We start from the raw sequence: 386 nt of genomic DNA, 5'->3' as shown, positions 1-386 counted from the left end.
GTGATGGAAGGCCGTGGCAGTGATGTTTCCCTGCTACGCACCTACAACAGCCAGGGCAAGCTCAATGATGACAATGGTGATGCCTGGTGGATCAATGGTTACCGTCGCATTAACAATTTGTCTGGTACTGTCAATACCGCAGGCAGCCAAGTGGAACGCGTTGCCCAGGATGGAACTGTCAGTAAGTTTGTTTATGACAGCACCCGACAACTCTATGTAGGTGTGCAGGGCAGTGGTGAATTTGATACGCTCAGTAGTGAGGGTTCCACCTGGACCTGGACCAATAGCATCACTCACCAAACAGAAACTTATAAAGGTAATAACAGTGGTTGGAAACTGGCCACCGCCAGCGACACCAGCGGCAATATCACTACCTACAGCTACAA

The 386-nt window shown here is 50.0% G+C and carries 1 protein-coding gene; it reads left to right on the top strand.

All coding sequences use genetic code 11. The annotated features are described in order from the left end of the window. Positions 1-386 (top strand): hypothetical protein (locus ACO0LF_RS31575; RefSeq protein ID WP_423021380.1); only part of this gene is annotated, 386 nt, incomplete at both ends.

This window comes from Undibacterium sp. Di27W (assembly GCF_049340345.1).
Lineage (GTDB): Bacteria > Pseudomonadota > Gammaproteobacteria > Burkholderiales > Burkholderiaceae_D > Undibacterium.
The sequence above is the reverse complement of the archived record's forward strand: the minus strand, read 5'-3'. Positions and strand labels throughout refer to the sequence as shown.